Consider the following 484-nt stretch of genomic DNA (forward strand, 5'->3'; position numbering starts at 1 on the left):
AAGGGTTCGCCGGAGTGGTGGATCGCGAACGTCAAGCCCGGCCGCGTGATGTTCGAGATGAGTTACCCCAATGAGGAGATCGCTCGCGAGGCCCTGCGCCGCGCGATGCACAAGCTCCCGATGAAGTGCAGGATCGTGACCAGGGAGGAGCAGTTCTGATGGCTACCGAAACGCCGGCCGCAGAGCTCCGCGAGCTCACCGAAGAAGAGTTGGTGCAGAAGCTGCGCGACTCCAAGGAAGAGCTGTTCAACCTGCGCTTCCAGATGGCGACGGGTCAGCTGGACAACAACCGTCGGCTGCGCGTGGTCCGTCACGAGATCGCGCGCATCTACACGGTCATGCGCGAGCGCGAGCTCGGTCTGGCCTCCGGACCCGCTGACAAGGGAGATGCGGCATGAGCGAACAGAAAGTCGAAGAGCGCAACAGCCGCAAGGTTCGTACCGGCTACGTTGTCTCGGACAAGATGAACAAGACGATCGTCGTC

Annotated in this window: 2 protein-coding genes and 1 pseudogene; all 3 read left to right on the plus strand. The window is 62.0% G+C overall.

From position 1 onward, the window contains the following. A partial coding sequence (gene rpl16, locus ON38_RS03800; protein ID WP_039822416.1) for a large ribosomal subunit protein uL16 occupies positions 1 to 159 on the plus strand: 159 nt, incomplete at its 5' end. Further along, complete coding sequence (gene rpmC, locus ON38_RS03805; RefSeq protein WP_039822417.1) at positions 159 to 398, plus strand: 50S ribosomal protein L29; 240 nt, start codon at positions 159 to 161, stop codon at positions 396 to 398. The genes rpl16 and rpmC, both read left to right, overlap by 1 nt. After that, a pseudogene (locus ON38_RS35510) lies at positions 395 to 484 on the plus strand (30S ribosomal protein S17); the annotation flags it as partial. The gene rpmC and the pseudogene ON38_RS35510, both read left to right, overlap by 4 nt.

Origin of the sequence: Nocardia testacea NBRC 100365 (genome assembly GCF_000308775.1) — a bacterium.
Classification (GTDB): Bacteria; Actinomycetota; Actinomycetes; order Mycobacteriales; family Mycobacteriaceae; genus Nocardia; species Nocardia testacea.

Coding starts and splice junctions, on each gene's coding strand:
- rpmC (WP_039822417.1), top strand. CDS start 159: ATGGCTACCGAAACGCCGGCCGCAGAGCTCCGCGAGCTCACCGAAGAA.